This window comes from Cryobacterium sp. Y62 (assembly GCF_002929785.1).
GTDB lineage: Bacteria > Actinomycetota > Actinomycetes > Actinomycetales > Microbacteriaceae > Cryobacterium.
This window is the reverse complement of record NZ_PJJK01000096.1, coordinates 33,691-55,615: the sequence shown is the minus strand read 5'-3', so window position 1 is coordinate 55,615 and position 21,925 is coordinate 33,691. Positions and strand designations below refer to the sequence as shown.

Annotated in this window: 15 protein-coding genes and 6 pseudogenes; 16 read left to right on the top strand and 5 right to left on the bottom strand. The window is 60.7% G+C overall.

Annotation, left to right across the window (positions count from 1 at the left end; all coding sequences use genetic code 11):
- Window positions 1–756 (top strand): annotated as a pseudogene (locus tag CXY71_RS06885) (IS3 family transposase); the annotation flags it as partial.
- A gap of 390 nt (window positions 757–1,146) precedes the next feature.
- On the opposite strand, the gene CXY71_RS06880 reads toward CXY71_RS06885, so the two are convergent.
- Genes CXY71_RS06880 through CXY71_RS06870 form a run of 3 tightly spaced genes read right to left on the bottom strand, consistent with a single transcriptional unit; the run spans window position 1,147 to window position 4,950 of the window.
- Window positions 1,147–2,712: a hypothetical protein gene (locus CXY71_RS06880; protein ID WP_146072766.1), complete on the bottom strand. Its 1,566-nt coding sequence runs from the start codon at window positions 2,710–2,712 to the stop codon at window positions 1,147–1,149.
- Window positions 2,713–4,020, bottom strand: a complete 1,308-nt coding sequence (locus CXY71_RS06875) for a hypothetical protein (protein WP_104134913.1) — start codon at window positions 4,018–4,020, stop codon at window positions 2,713–2,715.
- Window positions 4,021–4,080: 60 nt separating this feature from the next.
- Window positions 4,081–4,950 (bottom strand): SGNH/GDSL hydrolase family protein, encoded by an 870-nt coding sequence (locus tag CXY71_RS06870; RefSeq protein WP_146072765.1) that lies wholly within the window; start codon window positions 4,948–4,950, stop codon window positions 4,081–4,083.
- A 558-nt stretch (window positions 4,951–5,508) separates the two neighbouring features.
- On the opposite strand from CXY71_RS06870, the gene CXY71_RS06865 reads away from it, so the two are divergent.
- Together CXY71_RS06865 and CXY71_RS06855 are read left to right on the top strand one after the other, a co-directional pair.
- Window positions 5,509–5,952 (top strand): transposase, encoded by a 444-nt coding sequence (locus tag CXY71_RS06865; protein ID WP_146072764.1) that lies wholly within the window; start codon window positions 5,509–5,511, stop codon window positions 5,950–5,952.
- 538 nt (window positions 5,953–6,490) lie between these two features.
- A pseudogene (locus CXY71_RS06855) lies at window positions 6,491–6,910 on the top strand (helix-turn-helix domain-containing protein); the annotation flags it as partial.
- Window positions 6,911–7,047: 137 nt separating this feature from the next.
- On the opposite strand, the gene istB reads toward CXY71_RS06855, so the two are convergent.
- Complete coding sequence (istB, locus tag CXY71_RS06850) at window positions 7,048–7,779, bottom strand: IS21-like element helper ATPase IstB (RefSeq protein WP_199184236.1); 732 nt, start codon at window positions 7,777–7,779, stop codon at window positions 7,048–7,050.
- Window positions 7,776–9,279 (bottom strand): annotated as a pseudogene (gene istA / locus CXY71_RS06845) (IS21 family transposase). The gene istB and the pseudogene istA overlap by 4 nt, the downstream one beginning before the upstream one ends.
- Window positions 9,280–9,557: 278 nt before the next feature.
- Here istA and CXY71_RS21890 point away from each other — a divergent pair.
- The 13 genes and pseudogenes from CXY71_RS21890 to CXY71_RS06785 form a co-directional block, all read left to right on the top strand.
- A pseudogene (locus CXY71_RS21890) lies at window positions 9,558–9,710 on the top strand (IS30 family transposase); the annotation flags it as partial.
- A gap of 4 nt (window positions 9,711–9,714) precedes the next feature.
- Window positions 9,715–10,937 (top strand): annotated as a pseudogene (locus CXY71_RS06840) (ISL3 family transposase); the annotation flags it as partial.
- 84 nt (window positions 10,938–11,021) lie between these two features.
- Window positions 11,022–11,555: pseudogene (locus tag CXY71_RS06835) on the top strand (tyrosine-type recombinase/integrase); the annotation flags it as partial.
- A gap of 370 nt (window positions 11,556–11,925) precedes the next feature.
- Entirely contained in the window at window positions 11,926–12,465 is a 540-nt protein-coding gene (locus tag CXY71_RS06830) for a hypothetical protein (protein WP_146072763.1), read from the top strand.
- Window positions 12,462–12,842 carry a hypothetical protein gene (locus CXY71_RS06825; protein ID WP_104134907.1) on the top strand — a complete coding sequence of 127 codons (381 nt, stop codon included), beginning with the start codon at window positions 12,462–12,464 and terminating at the stop codon, window positions 12,840–12,842. Before CXY71_RS06830 ends, CXY71_RS06825 begins: the two co-directional genes overlap by 4 nt.
- A gap of 241 nt (window positions 12,843–13,083) precedes the next feature.
- Window positions 13,084–13,746 carry a GntR family transcriptional regulator gene (locus tag CXY71_RS06820; protein ID WP_104134906.1) on the top strand — a complete coding sequence of 221 codons (663 nt, stop codon included), beginning with the start codon at window positions 13,084–13,086 and terminating at the stop codon, window positions 13,744–13,746.
- A gap of 60 nt (window positions 13,747–13,806) precedes the next feature.
- Window positions 13,807–14,769: a tripartite tricarboxylate transporter substrate binding protein gene (locus CXY71_RS06815; RefSeq protein ID WP_104134905.1), complete on the top strand. Its 963-nt coding sequence runs from the start codon at window positions 13,807–13,809 to the stop codon at window positions 14,767–14,769.
- A 2-nt stretch (window positions 14,770–14,771) separates the two neighbouring features.
- On the top strand, window positions 14,772–15,263 hold the full coding sequence (locus CXY71_RS06810) for a tripartite tricarboxylate transporter TctB family protein (RefSeq protein WP_104134904.1): 492 nt from the start codon (window positions 14,772–14,774) through the stop codon (window positions 15,261–15,263).
- Complete coding sequence (locus CXY71_RS06805) at window positions 15,260–16,768, top strand: tripartite tricarboxylate transporter permease (RefSeq protein WP_199184235.1); 1,509 nt, start codon at window positions 15,260–15,262, stop codon at window positions 16,766–16,768. The genes CXY71_RS06810 and CXY71_RS06805 overlap by 4 nt, the downstream gene beginning before the upstream one ends.
- 6 nt (window positions 16,769–16,774) lie before the next feature.
- Entirely contained in the window at window positions 16,775–17,656 is an 882-nt protein-coding gene (locus CXY71_RS06800) for a dihydrodipicolinate synthase family protein (protein ID WP_104134902.1), read from the top strand.
- Window positions 17,657–17,658: 2 nt separating this feature from the next.
- Entirely contained in the window at window positions 17,659–19,365 is a 1,707-nt protein-coding gene (locus tag CXY71_RS06795; RefSeq protein ID WP_199184234.1) for a dihydroxyacetone kinase family protein, read from the top strand.
- 214 nt (window positions 19,366–19,579) lie between these two features.
- On the top strand, window positions 19,580–21,085 hold the full coding sequence (locus tag CXY71_RS06790; protein WP_199184233.1) for a GntP family permease: 1,506 nt from the start codon (window positions 19,580–19,582) through the stop codon (window positions 21,083–21,085).
- Window positions 21,086–21,089: 4 nt separating this feature from the next.
- Window positions 21,090–21,914: a DeoR/GlpR family DNA-binding transcription regulator gene (locus CXY71_RS06785; RefSeq protein ID WP_104134900.1), complete on the top strand. Its 825-nt coding sequence runs from the start codon at window positions 21,090–21,092 to the stop codon at window positions 21,912–21,914.
- Window positions 21,915–21,925 lie beyond the last annotated feature (11 nt).

The window sequence follows — 21,925 nt, the reverse complement described above, 5'->3', positions numbered from 1 at the left end:
GTTCTGCGATCGAGGCGGTTCGTGGACAAGGCGCCGGCGGAGATCCAGGCGATCCTCCTCGACGAGGGCACCTACCTCTGCTCGGTAGCGACGATGTATCGTCTACTCCGAGCCCACGGTGAGACCGGTGAGCGTCGTGCGCAGGCCGAGCACCCGGCGCGCGTCAAGCCCGAACTCATCGCGACGGGACCCAACATGACGTGGTCGTGGGATATCTCGAAGCTGAAAGGTCCGGCCACATGGTCGTACTTTCACTTGTATACGATTATCGACATTTACTCCCGATACGTCGTCGGCTGGATGGTCGCGACCCGGGAGTGCGCCGAACTGGCTGAGCGGCTCCTGTTCGACACGATCGAGAAGCAAAACATTCGCCGAGACCAGCTGACCATCCACTCCGACAACGGCTCCTCGATGGCATCGAAACCCGTCGCGTTCCTCCTCGCTGACCTCGGCGTGACCACGTCACACTCCCGCCCACATACGAGTAACGACAATCCCTTTTCGGAGTCGCATTTCAAAATTCTGAAGTACCGGCCCGAGTTCCCCGACCGGTTCTACAGCCTCGCCGAGGCACGCTCATTCTGCACTGAATTTTACGACTGGTACAACCACGAGCATCGTCATTCGGGTATCGGAATGCATACCCCGTTCAACGTTCACCACGGCCGCGCACCCGCCATTCAGCACGCCCGCGCCCGCGTCCTCACGACCGCATATACCGCCCACCCCGAGCGCTTCGTGCGACAGAACCCGCAGCCACCAACGTTCCCAACGACGACNCCCCGAGCGCTTCGTGCGACAGAACCCGCAGCCACCAACGTTCCCAACGACGACCTGGATCAACGAACCCGAGAAGGAGAAAACGAACTCAATGACCGGCTAAAGAAACTGACTCACAAAGATTGACATCTTCCGTGAGGGCGGAGCTCGTTGGACGATGCGTTGGAAACCAGCTCTCAACGCCTTCGCCATTACCTTCCACGACCGCTGGCCGAACACAGAATCCTACTAATGAAAAACGCCGGAAACACCGTTACCGGGACACACCTTAACCCCCGCACGCTACTGGGCGTGATTTCGATCCCGAAGGTCCTCGCCGCGCACTCAGAAACACTGATTGGCGCTGCGAACAGACCCCGTCACTCAGCGAGACGAACCCCCGCGCAGGAACCTTCCATTGATCTTCGGTCTAATTCGAGAGCCTGGCTGTGATTGAGGGGGTCTTGACCGCAAGTACAGACCAGCGCTCCCGGCTGCAACTAATAGAAAAATAACATAGTAGATTAAACGCATTTCCGTTCTCAAATTATATTGCGTCGATTGAATTGCAGCTATTGCGAGTATTCCTAGGATCAGCAGTCCGATAATCCGATATTTGGAATTTATTAGCAAACGCATGTTGTAGCGCTGCATGACACCCAAAGCGATTCCAAACAATAGAAACCAGAATATAGTGAAAGCCCATCCTCGATTGCCAATTTCGCCTATCGCCCCATACGGGCTGTAAATGTTTATCCTTAGCGCATTGGAGATTTCATACCAATTCGCCAATTCCCCGGGGAGGGGATTAACGGAGGTCAAGAAAGTAGACCAAGGGATTGCGGGACGATCGAATGCGGTCAGTCCAACGATTCGAAAACCCACCAAGACGTTGTTTATATTAGCCTCAATAGACTCAGAATCGAATACGAAACTCCTCAGGCTCTGCAGATAAGGCAGGAGACCGTGGGTATCGTGCTGCCGGAAATGGAGCGGCAGGGCAAGCAGGAGCCCACCGGAGAGGACGGAAAGACTTACCAGTCTCATATTAAATCGACCTCCAGCCAGAATGTAGCCCGCCATCACCAAGATTGGTATCAGGGCTAATCGACGGCTACCTAAAGATATGAAGTAGGACGCAAACAGAAGCAGTAGAAGGAATGCGAACCAGCGGTGCGAACGATTCTTGCCCGCCAAAACGACACCAAGTGCAATAATCATACCCATGGAAGCGATGGTCAGGATTGTAATTATCCCTGGTCGAGTAGCAAGGAGATAGGACTCACGTTGGAGCAACTCCGCAGGCCCCACTGCCATAACAATACCCCCCAGCACAAGTGTTGCGGCGAAAAGAATTAAGGGGATCATCCTCTGCAGACCTTCAAATTTGAGCGAAGAAAACACATCGAATGAGCGGATCTCCGCATTCAGAAACCGATATCCCACTATGGCGCCTAGGCAAATGAGTGTACTAGCCAGAAAAAAAAGTAACGCTGTATCCAATGTTTGATTTGGTGTCAGAACCTGATATACCGCACCAGAACCCCGAGCTTCCGAAAGCGAATTTGAGAAAACAAACCCCGCCAAGCCGTTGAAGGACAAGAATATTGCAAAATACAGAGCGGGAGCAGTGACCGCTGGCGCAAGCGCTCGCTTCGCAGCGAATAGAACGGCTACGTTCAAGAATACGAGGGGAAGTGCTGGGGCTATTCCTGGCGCCATTACGGCAAGCGTGCAAACGATCAACAGCACGACAGCCAGAGCTAAAAGCGGATTGACGCGAAGTGGCCCATGAACTGGTGTCACACCATCCATACGCTGTGGCGATGGCGAGCGATCAATATATTTCAAGGAAACCTCGCGTTGTTTGGTGAAAGACAGATTATATCCAAAATCGTCGCAAACATGAAAATTTATCTTTTTTGGATATGTACAAGCAGATATAGTCACCTATGCAGCCGTGCTTTCGAGGTGGTTCCATCTATGCCTTATATAGGCTGCGGAGCCAATCAATACGCTTAGAAATATCCCCGCGGCGAACCCCCAGGCCGCCCCGGTTGCTCCAAGGAACATTGCCAAGATTAGCGGCAGAACGAGTGTAAAGACAGCCAACCAAGCTCGCATCTTCGTCGCCGTTCTGTTGAGCGGTACCGAGCGAAAGATCACGAGTAATACGGTATACGCAACTAAAGAAACGTACTGCGCCGAGAATTCGACCCGCAACTTGCTCGCGGCGGCCCAAGTGTCCCCAAGGATCAGCTCCCCCAAACCATCGTTTAGAAGCAAAATGAGTATCGTCCAAGCGACAAAAATTGCCCCTAGCCCGATCGCTGCCTCAATCAACTGCTTACGAAACTTTATTGTCTGCCGAGATCGAATTAATTCCGGAATAACAGCGAGGCGTACGGCATTAAATGCCGTGTTTAATGGCGAGAAGAGAAGCTGCGCCCCGCGCAGCGCACCAACCCCCGCAGCACCAATGATTGGGACAAGCAGAATCCACACGACAAAGGTGGAGACGTTTAAAATAGCGAACTCACCAAAAAAACGTAGCGATGAGGAACGATGGCGCGCAAGCCATTTAGCACCTGCGATTGGGTGGGGTACCCCACCATAGCGGACGAGGCCCCACACCATAGAAACGAGCGCTCCGACTAACCAAATCGCGATCACTGATTCCGCGGCGGCACCAAATATCACGACGGTTACCATTCCAGCAATAGCTGGTATGGTCCAGATGAGATCCAAGATCAATGCCGCTGCTGATTCGCGCCGGACAATACACACATAACGAAGAGAGTCCTGTATAAGAATCGGCACGGCGCCACACGCCATCAGAACCCAAAGGAGGCGAGACTCTGGCGGCAACACAAAGGCAGGCAGGAGGATAAGCAGACAGGCGCCCAGTCCACAGGTGAATGATGCACCTATCGCTGGGCCTAAATCCCTCGCGCTTTTCGACCCCTCAGAGTAATAAACAACGAGTGTTTCTCCGATGAGGGCACGCTGAACCCCTAGGAAAAAGATCAGGGCAGCGTAGGCAATAGAAAATTGTCCAAAGAAATCGACAGGCGCTACGTTGGCCACTAAAGCAACAACTACGAAATTCGAGCCACTATTTACTACTTGATCTAGAATCGTCATAAACCGGGAGTTCTTGTCCCACGATTTCTTCATCCGTGAATCACTGAAAGAATACGCAATATTAGTGCCTTTGATATTCATCATTTGCCCCCCTTCGTGAGTCATATCGATCATTTTGTGGTTGAAAACCGTTCTTTAGAAAACTGGCTAGAGAAATTACCCGATCTTATCTATTCACGGATTTTCAGCGATAGTCCAATTTGCGTAAACCTGCGGCCAGCCTGATGCGCCGAAAGCGTTCAATTGTAGAATCATCTGATCAGCAAAATAGGAATGGCCTTCATCAGTCAGATGGAACTTATCTGTTCCGATTAGCCGTTGGTTTTCGCCCGAAAACAGATCTAAGGATGTTGGATCAATGAACATGATTCCATGTGCATCAGATACCTCACTGAGAACAGAATTTGCGCTTACATACCAAGCGTTCGATCCACCTGGTGGGATATATCCGATCACCACGATTTTAGACCGTGGAACCTCGGCGCTGAGCAGCTGGAACGCCCGGTCCGCTTCAACACGAATTTCGTCTAACCTATATTCTTGACTTTCAGGCAAAACGTCTAAGTCATTAACGCCGTTTGTTATAAGTAAGATGTCAGGCCTGCGTGAGGCGATGTCAAAGATGCGAACATTGGAACCGAACTGCAGATCCTGACCGCCCCCGGCAACGTACCCTGCTCCGCCGGCTGCCAGTGGGACGCCTGCCCACCCGTAGTGTTCAGCCACTAGGAATGACCAGTTGTTTTTGGCGTTACCTCCCATCTCCGATCCGCCTGTCCATGAGTCACCAATGAACCCTGCGATAATAGACGTACGCAGTCTTGGTTCTCTCTCTGGCATCTGATTCGAGGCTTGCGAGACGGGCTCCCGATGCGATGACGCCACCGCAGCCAGCATTAAACCTACGGTAACAACTGCACCTACAGACAGAATAATCGCTTTCGATTTCCCTGACCGAGAATGAACAGCTCTTTCATTTTCAAAACCCCACCTTTTTGACATCTTATTAGTGTAACCGGGCGTGCGACATGCTGATTTGGCCACTCATCAGCCTTGTTGCCGTGACCACCGGTTGGGCGCTCATGCGGCAGAGGAGAGCATCATGGCGCTCTGTTTTGGCATCGGCGAATTCCAAACATGGAGGGAGCGGCTGTTTCGGCAAACCGACTGGTTCAGTTCCTGAAGGCGTGGAGCCCATGACAATTGCCACCGACGACTGGGCCTCTGGGCCTCTGGGTACGGGATACGGAATGCGCGGATCCACACATACCGTAGCTGTTCTCGATCGTCGAGTGCCGGTGTTGCACTCTTCATGTGACGCTGCCATCTCCCCCAAATCGGCTGCGAACTCAGGGCTTGTTGACATCGATAGTCAGGCAACAGTCAGTCTTACCGCAGGGGACGATGGCCTCGGGAAGATGCGCACCGGCTATTGGCGCCACAGCATCTGTGCGAATCGGCACGAGGCGTATCTCCCTTCAACGATGTGAGGCAGGAAGCGAGTGTGAACCGTTCCTGATTTCCTGGCGCTTTCTTTCTGGTAGAAAAAATTCGAATATGCCCAAAAAACACCCAACAGAGGTTCGCGACCGATCGGTCCGTATGACCCTTGATCGTGTGAAGGATTACCCGTCGTTGTGGGCCGCGTGCCACGACCTGGCGCCCAAACTCAACATCGGCGCCGAGACGCTGCGGAAGTGGGTCACTCAGGCGCAGGCCGACGCCGGCGAACGCACCGGGCCCACGACCGAGGAGTTCGAGGAGATCAAACGCCTCAAACGCGAAAACTGTGACCTGAACGAGACGAATGACATCCTCAAAGCAGCAGCGTTTTTCTTGATCTCAGGGTACTTGACCCTCGCAACCGTCTTTAGTAACTTTCGTCCTGCGGATGAAGGCGAACGGCCATGGAGTCGAGTTGACGTGCGGCGTTCTGCGCGAGCAGGGCGTCGCTGTTACTTCACAGCACGTATCGTGCATGGACGACTCGCGCCGCCGCGCGAGTCCAGAGCGACGCGGTCCTCGTCGACCGTCTCAGGGCGTTGAAGGCCCGAGATTGCTAGGACCGTCAGTAACCCGAGGTTCTCTACGATAGGCGGAAGATGACGACTTGGCTTCGGCGGGGCGGGTTCGCTGGCGTGTCCAAGTAGACGGCCGACTGGTTGATGCGTCTCGAGGGCATGAACGGCCTCGTGCGAGGCCCTAAAAACCGGGCGTCGGCCTCGACGGGCAAGGACTCACCGCGAGCCCCTGACCTGCTCAATCGTAACTTCAGTGCGCCGCGCCCGAACCACAGCCGGGTAACGGATTTCACGTACGTGCCAGCGTGAGGAGGGTTTGTCTGCGTGGCCTTCACCCTCGACCCGTACTCCCGAGCGATTGTGGACTATCATGCCTCAACGGTCAAAGACACACCGTTCGTTGAGGTCTGTTTGAATATGGCTCTCTGGCGCCGCGACCATGCCGGCCACGCGGTGCAGCCAGGCCTTACATATCACTCAGATGCGGGCTCAGAAGGCGAATTCAACGGGTCGTCGCAACACCTCAATTATGGAGGTATCTGATGGGGCGTCCCGCGGGTTGGATGAAGGATTTAACAGGTAGGTCTCCGATGAAGTCGCCGGGTGCGCCGTCGCATCGGCGGGAGATCGAGCGAGAATGCGGCAACAGCTGTTGGCGTGTCGCAGGCAGTCGGTGCCCTGGGTTCCGACATCGTGGTGGTATGTCCTCCTTCACGCTCGCCGCACTGACTGGTCGCTATCTCTCGTTTGCTGAGCATGAGGAAATCGCGTTGTTGCGAGCTCAGGGCACGAACGTGCGTGGTATTGCCCGGGAGATGGGGAGGTCTGCGTCGGCGCTCTCGCGCGAGCTGCGTCGCAACGCTGCCACCCGCGGGGGAAAGCTGGAGTATCGGGCGTCTGTTGCGCAGTGGAAGTCGGACCTTGTGGCACAGCGCCCGAAGACGGTGAAGCTTCTGGCCAACGACCTGCTGCGCGATTACGTTGTGTTTTGTCAACTTGAGGTCGGCCATTTGAGCGATAAATATCGGCCAGTGCGGCACTGATTCCGGCCAGTTGAGCACGGTGGCTGGGACCGCCGGTTTTCGGGGTTGTTTTCGTCCTCGGGCTGGTGTGCCTGCGGCTATTTCATGAGGGCGTGTTTGACCCTGTAGGACTCACCACGGAATTGGATGAGTCGGCCGTGGTGCACGATGCGGTCGATGACGGCAGCGGCCATATTGTCGTCGCCGAACACGGTTCCCCAGCGCGTGAACTCGTGGTTTGTGGTGATGATCAGGCTTCTTTTTTCATAACCGTTCGCGATGATCTGAAACAGAAGCCGGGCGCCTTCGGTATCGATCGGTAAATAGCCGAATTCGTCAATGGCGAGGAGCTGGTTTTTCGCTATGGATGCCAGCTCCCGATCGAGGCGTCCTTCGTCCTGGGCGCGGCGCAGCTGCATGACCAGCGAGGACGTAGTGAAGAAGCGTGCCGGAATTCCCTGACGGCAGGCGGCGGCGACCAGCGCGCTGGCAAGGTGCGTTTTGCCAGTGCCGACATCACCATAGAGGACGAGGTCCTCGGCCCGGTTATTGAACTCCAACGACGTCAGCTCCTCCCGGCCGTAGTCCTCGGAGAACTTGACGTTGGAGTAGTCAAACTCGGTTAGCGATTTCAACGCTGGCAGCCGGGCGGCCGTCAGTAGCCGTTGGCGGCGGGAGGCCTGCCGGGATTCATGCTCGGCCGTGAGCACCCCATGCAGGTATTCGCGTTGTTTCGGGGTTCCCTTCTCAGCCCATCCGGCCAGCACAGTATGAGTCAGTGAGGCCTGCCGGCCGGTCTCCATGATGTCTTGAACGGTGATGAGGGTCATGCGATCTCTCCAGTCACAGTGTTTACCGTCGTAAAAATGCTGACGGTGCTGGTGTTGGTGGTGAAGACGTCATAGACGCTCAGGTCCACGTTCTCCGCCGCTGGGGCGGTGCCGTGGGCCAAGCGCCTAGCGCCTAGCGAGCATGCCCAACGCGGCGATATCCGGGGTATCTCCGCGCTGGATCAGCAGGTCGGCCGCGTGGATTGCGGCGTCGAACCCGGCCGAACCACTCGCGGCATCGACGGCGCTGAGGAGTCGGCGCTGGTTGGTGGCTGTGGCGGTGTCGAGCCAGTCCCGCACCATGTCGGGGACCAGGGGCCGGAGCTGGGAGTGACTCCAGGCACCGGGCTTGGTCACCAGCAACGGCAGCAGCGCCGCGGGTTCGAAGATGGTCTCAGCCTGCCGGCCGAAGGCCCGCGGGAACGACCGGACGGGCGTGGCCTGCTCGTCCAGGACCTCGACGACGTCGTGGCGCAACCCGACGGTGAGGGTGCGGCTGTGGAAGGAGGACCCGGCCGCGTAGGTGCTTCCGTCGATGAGGAGGTTCCCGGTCTTGTCGGCGGTGCGGGACTCGTAGCGCACCGGGTGGAACCCGACTCCCGATGAGGCCAGAGACGCGGCGACGTCCTGGGCGAAGAGCTCGCCCACCGGTAGGCCCTTGCGATAATGCGTGGCCGCAGCCAACGCCAGGCACCGCGCCAACAGCACCTTGTTGAGGCCGTGCAGGGTGGCCGCTTCCGGTTCGGGGACCATGAGGTTACGGCGGAGGAACCCGATGGCGTTTTCCACGTTGCCCTTCTCATTGCCCGAGTACGGATTGCAGTAGCGGGACTCCGAGCAATAGTGCAGCTTGAACGCGCTAAACAGTTTCGTCTCGACAACCTTGGGCCCGATACGTCGGCCAATGCCGGTGACGTTGTCAAAGACCAGAGTGCGGGGTGCGGCGCCGATGTGGTCGAACACGGTGCGCAGCCCGTGGCAGACGCACTCGGCTGTTTCGCCGCGGTAGGCCTGCACGAAGCACATGTTTGAGAACGGGAACGTAACGACGAAGATGTGCAGGACCTGCCGGGTCCCGGCGATGATGGCCTCGGCCTGCCCAAAGTCGACCTGGGCGGTACCGGCCGGGCAGACCAACTCGGTGAACCCCTCCCCGGCGTGCCGGTGTTGGGCTTTCCACTTCTTGACGAAGCGTTGCACCGACGAATAACTGCGGAGATAGTCCTGCTCGGCGACCAATCGGTCAAAGACCCGCTGGGCGGTGTGGCGTTGCTTGCGCGGCCGCCGCTGGTCTTCGCCCAGCCACAACTCCATGGTGCCTTCGAAGCCGGTCAATACCGACCCGGCCGGCCTGGGAACGGGCGTCGGAGGCTTCGGTGAGCAGTCCTGCTGAACGGTGTATTTCGTCACCGAGTCACGGCTCACCCCTAACCGGCGGGCGATTTCCCGGCCCGCGATTCCGGGGGAGTCGAGAGTTCTGATATTTTCCTGCACGGACATGGGTACCGTCATCTGCTTTCTCGTTCCTTCCGGCGCGACCGCTTGGCAGTAGCTACGCCTTAAGGAACCTATCGAGGGGTGGCGGGCCCATGTCCCCAACACTCTGGTGTGGGCCCCGTCCACCGGGTGATCTCAAACTCTGCACATCCCCGAAACCACCGTCGGGGAAGGGATTTGCTGGCCTGATAATTAGCGCTCTTGCGGCAGGAAACCAGCCACTAACTTGGCAGGAATCCAACGCGTAGACGCGGCCTACAAAGAGTTGATCACACACAGATTACGTCCAGGACCGTCTCTCGGGGGCAGTCAAAGACGCCAACGGTGTGCCTATCTTTGGACCGGTGACACAGGTGTGAAAGGGGCGTAATAAGCCCCACCGCCAGGACCGACGCTGGGCGACGGTGTGGAGTCTGGAACAGATCGCTGGTCGATGTGGACACGGGCATTCTGGTCGCGTCGGTGCGACCACCGGCGTCGATGCGGAACCGCTGTGGATCCTGCCGAAAGCGCTGCCCCCGCTACGACGCTGGTGACGGTCGGCGCCGCCGGCGGTCGCTGGACGCGGGCTCGGTGCAAATCCTGTTAGAAGCCGCGGCGCCACGGGTGAGTTGTGGTGAGCACGGCGTGACCGTCGCTGCCGTCCCGTGTGCTCGGCACCAAAGCGGTCACATGCTGTTCTTTGACGACCAGGTCGCGTGGCTGGCCACGCAAACGTCCAAGACCGCGATCACCGTGCTGATGCGCATCGCGTGGCGCACCGTCGGGGCGATCATCACCAGGGTCTGGGCCGATACCGAGAAGCACTTCGACGAGTTCGCGGACCTGACCCGGGTCGGGATTGACGAGATCAGTTACAAGCGCGGCCACAAGTATTTAACCTGCGTCGTCGACCACGATTCCGGCCGCCTCGTCTGAGCCACACCGGGCTAGGACAAAGCCACCCTCGCGACATTTTTCGACGCGTTAGGGCCGGAGCGGTCGGCGCAGATCACGCATGTTTCTGCGGACGGTGCGGCCTGGAACGCCATTGTTGTCGCGGAGAAAGCACCCAACGCCGTGCGTTGTGCTGATCCGTTCCACATCGTGAAATGGGCCACCGAAGCCCTCGATGACGTCCGTCGAACCGCGTGGAATGATGCCCGCAAAGCCGCCCGACACAACGATGCTCGCCGCACCCGTGGCCGGCCGCCGACGCTCCCGCTCGCCCGGATAGTGCTCGAGCTGCCGGCATCAAGAACTGTCGTTACGCACTCTGGAAGAACGCGGAAAACCTGACCGAGAAGCAGCAAGCCAAGCTCGCCTGGATCGTGCAGACCGACCCGCGGCTGGCCCGCGCCTATTACCTGAAGGAAGGCCTCCGGGTGATCTTCAAACTGCCCCTCGACGAAGCGACCGAAGCCCTCGACAAATGGGTCGGCTGGGCCCGACGCTGCCGCATCCCCTCGTTCGTGAAACTGCAGAAGAGCATCGTCAAGCACCGCACCGCGATCCTGGCGTCCATCGAGCATGGCCTCTCCAACGGACGAGTCGAATCCATGAACACCAAGATCCGCCTCATGACCCGCATCGCCTTCGGCTTCACATCACCCGATGTGCTCATCGCCCTCGCTATGCTCAGCCTCGGCGACCACAAACCCGTGCCCCCCGGCCGGAACTAACCCACGGAAGAGTCAGGAGAGCCCGTTTATGGCCCTATTTTCAGTCGGCGTTAACAGCTCGGCCTCGACCGGGTTCAACTCGGCAGGCTTTTACAAGTCGCGTCGGCGTCGTGCCCGAGCGACGGCGCGTTATGTGCGCTCATGGGGCTGATGGGCCTCCGCGTGAGCGAGGCCTGCAATGTGCAGATCGAAGACTTTCAGGACGAGGTTCGCGGGCACCGCGTGCTTCGACTCACGGGCAAAGGCAATAAGGACGCGACGATGCCCCTACCGGTGCCGGTGCTGCGCGCCCTCCTCGCAGCCTCAGACGACCTGACCACCGGCCCCGTCGTGCTCACCAAGAGCGGCACGGCGCAAAACCGGCGCGGCGCGTACGGCCGCTGCAAGATCCTCGTCAAGCGAGCTGGCCTCCCGGCCGGAACTCACCCCCACACGATGCGGCATGCGGCCATCACGGCCGCGCTCGACGCCGGCGCATCACTGCGCGACGCGCAGATATTCGCCCGACACAGCGACCCGCGAATCACGACGCGCTATGACCGCGGACGCCAAAACCTTGACCGGCACGCCGCGCACCTGGTGAGCGCCTACATCGCCGGGGGAAGCGTGCCCGCGTAGTGGGCATCCGCTTGAAATGAAAGCCATGGTGAAGGCGGTTGACGGCAGGTTGGTTGCGGTCTGGAGCTCGCTCGTGGGTCTCGATCGCTCGTACCTCGCGCCTCGACTAGCGACGTGGGCGGCGGTATCGTCGGGGCTGCGGCATCCGCTTACTTGAATGCAACTGACGTTCGGGGCAGGGGCGCCACGCAACCACGCACTTGTGTCAGGGAGATTTCACTCGGTGCTCGCCATCAACCATTGCCTCGCCAAAGATCTGCACAATATTGACAGATATAGTCCGACATGGGACTATATCTGTATGCATTTATCCACGTCTCAGGCCGCGACGGAGCTGGGAGTTACCGCCCGGCAGGTGAGGCGAGCGGTCGTGAGTGGTCGCATAGTTGCCACGAAGTACGGCACCTCACACGCAATCTCCCAGCGTCAGGTTCAGGCACTGGAACGCACAGCGCACCGAGGTCGCAACTGGACAGATGCGGTTCAGAAGGCCGCTCTGGACCTGCTCGCCACGGGGAAGACTCCCGAGCTGAGCAGCACCGAACGAAGCCGACTGAAAAACCGCATCCGGAGCTTGGACGTCGGCGCGCTCGCGGGCCAGATCCTTCGGGGCCGGGTGTCGCTGAGACGAGCTGCAAGCGACGAGGCCACGAGGCGTTTCGTTTCCGTGCTGGCCAGTGAGCTTGGCCTCTCCGCTGGAGGTGGACTGGGCGTATTGGTCACACATGACGCCAGCCGCGTGGCCAGAAGGTCTCGTCTGGGCCTCGATGACTCCGGCGATATTGCTGTCGTTGAAGGTGACGAGGTGCACCGCCGAGTGCTTGAGGCCCTAGCTCTGTACACCTACGGCGATGCGCGCGAATGCTCGGCCGCGACCCAATGGATCACATCTGCCCAGGAAGCCGTATGAACGGCCGCCCGCTGTTCGGAATCCCCGGAGGCACCCGCGCACTGCAGCAGACAATCAACATTGATGTATTGACCGAAGCGGACACGGTCAGGCTCGTTATCTCGACTGTCCGTGGCGCGCTGGTGCTCAAAGGAGCTGCCTATCTGGAAGACTCCCGAGATCGAGGCCGTCACGCTGAAGACGCAGTGGTGCTTCTCGCCTGTATGGATGATGCCCGCGAGGCGCTGATCGGGCTGAGCCAACGAAGCCGCCGACGGGTGCGAGCACTTGTCAAAGCACTGACCGAGCAGACAGGGCCCTGGGCCAACCATGATGACGTCGTTCAGGCGCTCGGACGGGAAACCCTCGCCGAGTTATCGGAACTGCTTGGCAAGTAGTCAGTCGTGAAGCTGCACGGCATCGTGGGTGTGCACCTCACCGCATGGTCGACAGGGATCGACGGGGGTCGGCAGGCTCGACCGACGGTCGGGGCGTTTCGCAGAAGCGCTTGCCGTGGCCTGAGTCTGAAGAACGCGCCTCGACCAGCCACAGGGCCTCGTCGCTCGATTGACACCGACGCAGCGGGTACGTAGACTTCGATAACCGTTTACTGTTTACTGTAAACAGATCGAGGAATCAATGACGCAACCTCTGCTCCCGCAGCGACCAGCCGGACTCGGCGACCAGGTCGCCAATGAATTACGTCGGCAAATTATCACCCAGAGTCTGCAGACGGGTGTACTCCTCGTTGAGGAGAAACTGGCGACGGATTTCGGCGTCAGCCGGGGGCCCATTCGTGACGCAATTCGCATCCTCACGCAGGAAGGCCTCGTCATCTCGACCGGCCGCAGCGCCAGCGTCGTGGGCCTCAGCGCCGCCGACATTGACGAGCTGTTCACGTTGCGAGCCTCACTCGAACTTCTCGCTTTGCGGGTGGCGCTCGGCGAACACGCAGATGAACTCGACCAAAACCTGGCGCGGTCGCTCGCGGCCATGACTCGTGCGGCCGAGACTGGCGACACGGCCGCATTCACTCGAGCCGACGTGCAATTCCACAGCTCATTCTACGCAGCGTCACATCACCGCCGACTGTCAGACGTTTGGTCGCAGTACCAGCCGACCATTGAGAATTTGCTCCTCGTGGCCAACCTGGAGCACACAGGCCTACCGCTCGCCCTGCAGAGTCACGTATACCTCGCCGGACTCATCCAAACACGGGCTTTCCAACCAGCATCCAACGAACTCGAGTCTCATCTCGACCGCTCAAGACTGCGCGTACGTCGGGAATACGCCGGAGGGTAAGGCTCGTTTCACCAGTTTTTTCTCGCATGACCAAAGACACAATGACGTGAAAGGAACACCATGAAAAAATTCATCATTCCCATCGCTGCTGGAGCTGCAGTTCTAATGACGCTCTCCGGATGCGCCAACCGCGACGCCACGACAGAACCCAGCGAAGATTATCCGACCAAGTCCATCACGCTCGTGGTGCCCTATCAGGCTGGAGGCGCCTCGGACCTCTCGGCACGCACCCTGGCCGCTGCGATGGAAGAGTCTCTGGGCCAGTCCATTATTGTCGAGAACCGCACAGGCGGCGCCGGCTCCGTCGGGCTGTCTTTCCTCTCCGGTCGCCCCGCCGACGGCTACTCCATCGGCTATCTGCCGGTCGAAACCGTCATGCTGCAGTACCAGGGCTACGACCTAGACCCCGCCGCGTTCGATGTACTGGGCCAGATCGTGGCCGTGCCAGCAACGATCGCCGTGAGCGCCGACAGCCCGTATCAAACCTTGCAAGAGCTGCTCGATGCCGCCGAAGCCAACCCCGGCGCCATCACCGTCTCCAACTCCGGTGCTGGATCTATCTGGCAGGCCGCTACGACAGCCCTCAACGACGCCGCCGGAGTTGAGCTCAAGGCCGTTCCGTTCGACGGCGGCGCTCCCGCAGTCACCGCGGCCATCGGCAGCCAAGTAGATGCCGTGATCGCCGGAATCTCCGAAACCTCCGTAGCAGCGTCCGACGGGCGTCTGCGCGTTCTCGCGATTCTCGATACCGTCGCCTCCGACGCCCTCCCTGGCGTGGAGACCGCTCAGGATCTCGGCATCGATGTGACGATCGGCGGCTGGGGCGCCATCGGCGCACCGGCCGGGCTGCCGGCATCCGTTCGAGAAAATCTTGCTGCAGCCGTCAAGGTTGCCGCCGAATCTGACGCCTTCCGCGACATCATCAATGCCTCGGGCAACCTGCCGGTGTACAGCGCACCGGATGAATTCTCGAGCTTCTATAACGCTGAGTCCGAGCGCTTCTCGAATCTGTTCGCGGAGTAGTTATGACAGCCTCCGAAGTGCAGGTTGGAGCACCCGCTCCGGCTGACGGCACTGGGCGATTTCACCGACTCATCGGCCCGGGCGTTGGATTGGTGATTGGGCTCGCCATCGTCGCTCTAGCGCAGAGCATCGTGGAGCCCTCGATCGCCACGAGCTTCAGCCCGCGCTGGTGGCCCCAGATTCTCGGAGGCATCGTCGCCGCGCTCAGCCTGGGTGTGCTGGTTAAAGAGGTCGTGGCGCCGAGCGCCGCGGACGACGAACTCGAGCGCCCCACCCGGGCTGGGTCCGTGCGGGTGATTGCCGTCTTCGTGGTCATCGCAGCCTATGGCGTCATGTGGTATTTCATCACCTTTCCGATTGCCACCTGCGCGCTCTTCGTGGCGCTCGCCTGGTTGCTCGGTGCCCGAGGATGGAAGCCACTCACCATATTTCCGATTGTCTGCACGACAGTGCTCTACGCCCTGTTCGGACTACTACTGAAGGTGCCCCTGTGAACGCGGTTGCAGAAGGACTCGTCCAAATCGCCGATCCATTCGTCTTTCTCTGCATCCTCATCGGTGCGGCGATCGGGATGCTCGTGGGCACCTTCCCCGGTGTCACCGCCACAATGGCAGTCGCCCTGGCCAGCAGCTTCACGCTGACCATGGATCCGGTCCCCGGCCTGGCCGTGCTGCTCACCATTTATGTGGCGGCGAACTTCGGCGACCGCGTACCGGCAATCCTGGTGAATACACCGGGTACGCCGGCATCCATCGCCACAACGTTTGACGGCTACCCGATGGCCAAACAGGGGCGTGCGGGAGTGGCGCTGACGACCTCAGCATTTTCCTCAGCCATCGGCACCTTCGGCGGGCTTATTCTCCTTGTCTTTGCCGCGATTCCGCTCGCCAGTGTGGCCCTAAAATTCGGTCCGGCTGAAATGTTCGCCCTCGTCGTTTTCGGCCTCACCATGATGGTCGGCGTCTCCGGGGGCACGATCGGCAAAGGCCTCATCGCCGGCGCGCTAGGGCTTGCCCTCGCTACCGTTGGACGCGACCCGATCACCGGCACCGACCGCTTCACCTTTGGCGTGCTCGAGCTGAGTGATGGCATCCCCTTTATCGCCGCCATTATCGGGCTCTTCGGCATCGCCGACGTTCTCGACCAGATACTCACGCATCGTCCCGAGAAATTCGCCGCCATCACGCAATTCGGGCGCTGGTGGCCGAACATGAAGGAACGCCGTTCCATGGTCAAGCCACTGGCACTCGGTACTGGCGTCGGCGTCGTGGTGGGCGCTGTGCCGGCCGCTGGCGGTGACATTGCCGGCATCATGTCCTGGGCTGCGGCTAAGAAGGCGTCCAAGCACCCCGAGCAGTTCGGTAAGGGATCACTCGAAGGCCTCACCGCCTCTGACACCGCCTCCAATGCGACGCTTGGACCATCCGTCACGACGACTCTCGCCCTCGGCATACCGGGCGACTCGGTCATGGCCGTACTCATCGGTTCACTCGTAGTCTGGGGCATTCAACCAGGACCAGCGCTGTTCACCACCCGACCAGATCTGGTCTATACTATCGCCGGAATCATGGCCGTCGCGACCCTAATCACCCTGGGTCTCAGCCTGCTTCGGCTGCGCGGCGTTACAAAGATTCTCGAGCTCAAGCCCGCTTTTCTCTGGACCGTCATCATCGTGTTCTGCATGGTGGGCACCTTCGCCGTGAACAACAGCATTTTCGATGTGGGCATCATGCTCGTTTTTGGAATCGTGGGCCTGTTCCTGCGCCGCCACGGTTTTCCGGCCGGACCTGTCGTGCTTGGGCTCATTCTCGGCGAACTCGCGGAGGGCAACCTTCGACGAGCCCTCGAGATCGGTGGGGTCGAAAATATCCTCACCAGCCCGATCGCCATGACGATCCTGGTCATCAGTTTGAGTGCCATCACGCTGCCCCCATTGCTGGCTCGTCGACGTCGCAAGGTCGCCGTATCCGCCGCTCCCAAATCCCTCATCAGAAAGTAGATCTCTATGACTGTTCCCAGCCTGCCCCTCGTCATCACCGCCACCCCCACGCTTTTCAAAGCGGATGAATCGCTCGACATACCCGCTATTCGCGCGCACCTGAAATGGTTGCAAGCAAAGGGTGTCGACGCTCTCTTCCCGGCTGGCACCACTGGGGAATTCCCGAGCCTGACCAATGACGAACGCATCCAGATTTTGGACCTCGCCCTCGAAGTATTTCCGGCCGACAGCGTCTACCTGCATGTCGGCGCGGCAACGGCGCGTCAGGCCGAGGACCTCGTTCGGCGCGCGGTCGAGCATGGCGCAACCCGCCTGGCAGCAATCACTCCTTTCTTTCAGCCGGCCCCCGAGGACCAGGTCGTCGAGTACTATCGTCGCCTGGTTTCCGCTGCCGGCACCGCTCAGGTCTTCGCCTACCTGTTTGAAGCACGCACCACCACCGTCTCAAACGCGGGCATCCTTGCCCGGCTGATCGAGGTCGGTGTGGCCGGCGTCAAGCTCAGCGGAGAAACGGATGCCTCCGTACAGACCTATCTGGACGCCGCGCCCGAAGGTTTCACCGTCTTCTCCGGCAACGATGTCTCCTTCGGCTGGCTGGTCGAAGCCGGCGGCCACGGCATCATTTCGGGTGTGTCTTCCGCCTACCCGGAGCCCTTTGTGAACCTGCGGGACGCCCTGATCGCGGGAGACGCAGACCAGATCGCGCTCTGGCAGCCCCGTGTAAAGGCGGCCGTCGCTGCGGTCAATGGCGGCAGCCTGACGCATCTGAAGGACGCGATTGCGTCCCGTGGATTCGAGGCCAGCCCGGTGCGTTCGGCCGTGGCGTCGGCGAGCACCGCGGAGCTTGACGTAATCAACGCTCTCGGCAGCTCGTACAACGAGAGCTGACCATGCGCAAAATCATCAACGACCCCCAGGCTTTCGTCGACGAGGTGATGGAGGGCATCTTCGCCGCTCACTCGGACGAGGTTCGTCCCGCGACAACGGACAATCGCACGCTCGTTCGCGTTGACGCTCCGGCTCCGGGTCGGGTGGGCATCGTCACGGGCGGCGGCTCCGGCCATCTCCCCTTCTTTCTGGGGTATGTTGGCCGCGGCTTGTGCTCGGCCGTCGCGATCGGCAATGTCTTTTCGTCGCCATCGTCAGCGCAAATCTATGCGGCCTCCCGCGCCGTCGCATCCGATGCTGGTCTGCTCTATCTTTATGGCAACTATGGCGGCGACGTCTACAACTTCGATCTCGCTGCTGACCTGTGCCGGGCCGATGGTCTCGAGGTCGAAACGGTGCTCGGCACTGACGACCTGCCGTCTGCTCCCCTGAACCAGAAGGACTCGCGCCGGGGTGTCGCCGGACTCGTTCTTGTCTATAAAGTCGCCGGGGCCGCCGCCGATCGGCTGTGGTTGTTACCCGAGGTAGCCCGCGTCGCGCAGAAGGCCGCGGATAACACCCGCACGATGGGCGTGGGTCTCTCCGCAACTATCCTGCCTGCTGCGGGCGAAGCCACCTTCACGCTCGGCGAGGGCCAAATGGAAATTGGCGTGGGGATTCACGGCGAACAGGGCACCCATCGCGGGCCGCTCGAGACCGCGGACGAAATTACGGACCGATTTCTCACAGAGCTGGCCACCGAGATTCCCCTCGTGTCGGGATCTCGGGTTGCAGTATTGGTGAATGGACTTGGGGCGACTCCGCTTGAGGAACTGTATGTGATGTATCGCCGGGTGCACTCCGTTCTCGCGGAGAAAGGGGTGACGATTGCCCGGCGCTACGTCGGCGAATACGTCACGAGCCTGGAAATGGCGGGGGCGTCACTGTCGATCATGAAACTTGATGATGAGCTCGAAGAGCTGATCCATGCGCCGGCTTCGTCGCCTTTCTTCCGGCAGGGGTCGTCCGAACCGGTTGTCACCGCGGGCACGGCACCGGCGCTGATCGTCACTGCGCCACCGGCGCTGGTCGATGACTTCGCGCTGGTCGTCACTCTGATGGCCACACCGAGCCGGTTGCGAACTGTTCTCCTGGCGAGTCTCCCCGGAATGCAGTCGCACATCGTCGAGCTGCGCGATCTTGATGCGGCGGTGGGCGATGGCGACCTGGGGATTACGGTGGGCGCGGGCAGCCTGGCCGTCATCGACGCGCTGACCGCGCTCCCCGAAAATGCCGATGACGCCAGCGTGTTGCGCGCTGCCGGTGAGGCGTTTTCATCGGCGAATCCATCGACCTTCGCGGCGCTCGTGGGCAGTGGGATCCTCGGCGGTGCCGCGACGCTGGCGCCGGAAGCCGAGTTCACCGCCGCTTCGACCGTGCCGTTTCTGCAGGCCGTTTTCGACCGAATCAGCGAGCGCGGCGGCGCTGCCCTGGGCGACAAGACGCTGCTGGATGCGCTTCACCCGGTGATCACCGTTCTGCGCCAGGCACCGGCCGGTAGCGATTCGCTGAATCTGGCACGGTCTGCTGCGTTGGCGGGCGTCGAGTCGTCCACGGCTCTGCGGGCAGCGCGCGGACGTGCCGCCTGGCAGGGCGACCGCACAATCGGGCAGCAGGACCCCGGCGTGGTCGCGGTACTGCGTTTCATAGAGAGCCTGCGCCTCGACTAGCTATCCCGATCGAGCAGCGAGTTTGCGAGCGATCGAGATTCAGAAGTCGGCGGGCCGCGATCGCTCACCCCGAACTTGCGTAAATAATCCGATTTAGTGGACGAAATGCGCAATACGACCCATTAAGTCGCTTGCATTGCGCATCTTCACCCGACATACTGAAAAGGTCCGCGCACTGCTGCCCGGGCTTCGCCCTGCTCAAGGAGATATCACCGTGGATATAAGACTCATCGCCGCTCTCGTTCTAGGGATTGCGACGATCATCGTTCTGGTGCTCCGCACCCGCTTGGACGCCTTTGCGGCCCTCCTCGCGGCGGCCCTGGTTACCGGCTTCGTTGCTGGCCAGCCGGCCCTCGAGATCGTCACCGCCATCACCACTGGGTTCGGCAATACACTCGCGTCGATCGGCATAGTGATCGGTCTGGGAGTCGGAATCGGCAAGATTCTCGAAGTCTCCGGCGCGGCGAAATCACTGGCACAGGCATTCCTCAAGCTCTTCGGAAAGGGCCGGGAACCCTGGGCCATGGGCAGCGTTGGCGCCATCGTGTCGGTTCCCGTATTCTGCGACGCGGGCTATGTCATCATGAACCCGCTAGCCCGTTCAATCGCGCGGGTCAAGCGCGGGGGCTATGTGACCATCGCCCTCGCCCTCGGCGCCGGCATGACGCTTACCCACCACCTTGTGCCCCCCACCCCCGGTCCCCTCGCGGTCGCCGGCATTCTGGGCGCCGATCTCGGTATGGTGATCATCGTCGGCGGCATCTTCACAGTGCTACTGTTGCCCGTCGTGGTGATGTATGCCAAGTGGGTCGGTCCCAAGCTTGAGTCCGCGGTGACCCCGGCGGTTCGCCAGGCCGTGTACGGCACTGCGGCCGTATCACAGCAGTTGCACGGCGGCAGCGCGACCACGACCACCGCGACACTCGACCGTAATGCCGACTCGACCGACGCCGACTCACTCTTTGCTGACCTCGACGCCGATGAAGAGCCCGACCTCGGCACGCCGCCCGCCGGCGCCAAGCCGCATCGCGTCAACGCTCTGCTCGCTGCGCTCCCCCTCGCCCTGCCGCTTCTGCTCATTCTGCTCAACACGGTGGGAACCGCCATTGACAAGAGCACACAGGGCGCGCTCACCGGCGACTACACGCCCTCCGACTGGGTCATTCCCCTCGCCTTCATCGGCAACCCCGTGATCGCACTCATCATCGGTATGCTGCTCGCCGTCTACGTGCTGCTCCCCCGCTGGACGCCGCGCGGCAAGGTCAACGGCTGGCTCGCCGAGGCCGCCGCATCCGCTGGACTCATTCTGCTCATCACGGGTGCCGGCGGCGCACTCGGCCAGGTTCTGCGCACCTCCGGAGTCGGTGATGCCCTCGCCGAAGCAATCGGTTCTACCAACCTGCCGGCCTTCCTCATCCCGTTTCTCATCGCGACCGTCGTGCGCATTGCGCAGGGTTCCGGTACCGTCGCCATGATCACCGCTGCAGCCGTCTCCGCTCCGCTGGTCACTACCCTTGGCATCGACCCGGTCATCGCCGTCCTGGCCTGCACGGCCGGTTCCATGGTGTTCAGCTACTTCAACGACTCCTACTTCTGGGTCGTCACCACCTTCACCGGCCTGGAAGGCACAAGCGCACTCAAGGGCTGGTCGGGCATCACCACCGCCATATGGGCCGGATCCATCCCGCTCTTGTTCCTCGCGAACCTGATCCTCGGCTAGCACTATGGCGACCAGGCACAGCAAAACGGATGCCCCGGCGCCGACCGATTACCGCCGCGGCACCCGGGCGAGGCACGAACGACTCCTCGCCCTAGTGCGCGCCGGATCGACGGGGGTCGACGAGCTCGCGACCGCACTCCAGATCTCACGGTCCACCGTGCGGCGCGATCTCGCCCACCTCAACACCACCGGGGCGATCACCCGCACCTATGGCGGCGCCAGCTCTGCCCCGCCGTTCAGAGAGCGTGAACTCAGCGACCGCGTCACCGTCGAGCACGCAGCAAAAGTAGCAATCGCTGCCCGCGCCGTCGAACTCGTGCCGCCCGGCGCGACCATCTTTCTCGATGCCGGGTCTACCTGCGGGGAAGTCGCGCGGCAGCTCTGGCACACCGAAGGACTCACCGTGGTCACCCGCAGTCTCGATAGCGCGCTGTATCTCGCATCCGCTCCCGGCGTCGATGTCGTCGTCACCGGCGGCCGGGTGGCCCGCACCAGCCACGGGCTCGTGGGGCCACTCGCAGATCTCGCCCTCGGACGCTACATGGTGGACGTCGCCTTTCTCGGGGTCGATGCCGTTGACCCCGTCGATGGCGTCGGCGAGCCGACCCTCACTGAGGCTCAGGTGAAAGACACCGCGGCCCGCCGTGCGCGCCGCGTCGTCGTGCTCGCCGATGCGAGCAAGCTCGCCCGCGGGGCGGTGCCAGCCTGGGCGCCACTGCCGCACGGGTGGACCCTCATCACCAACGAGGTCGACGACGACATCCTCGATCGTTACCGGTCGGAGGGCGTCGCCGTCATCTCGGCCGAAGTGCGCGCCGAGCCTCGCTGATCGAAGCGGGA